We start from the raw sequence: 232 nt of genomic DNA, 5'->3' as shown, positions 1-232 counted from the left end.
CGTGTTCGCCAGCACGTGCTGCTTCAATTGAAGCATTTAAAGCGAGTAAATTCGTTTGTTCCGCGATATTAGAGATGGATTGAAGTGCAGTATCAATGTGATTCGTATGTGTAATGAGTCGCTCTACTACTTGTGATGTAGCGTTAACAGCTTCGTTAATTGTATGCATTTGTGTAATAGATTTCTCAATGACTTTATTACCACTATCTGCTTTTTCTGAAGTTGTAACAGC

Annotated in this window: 1 protein-coding gene; it reads right to left on the bottom strand. The window is 38.4% G+C overall.

Going from position 1 to position 232, the window contains the following annotated elements:
- Positions 1-232: methyl-accepting chemotaxis protein (locus SB658_RS27885; RefSeq protein ID WP_410603833.1), on the bottom strand; the 232-nt coding region annotated here is incomplete at both ends.

The organism is Bacillus sp. SIMBA_008, assembly GCF_046535495.1.
Lineage (GTDB): Bacteria > Bacillota > Bacilli > Bacillales > Bacillaceae > Bacillus > Bacillus subtilis.
This window is presented reverse-complemented; position numbering and strand designations above follow the sequence as displayed.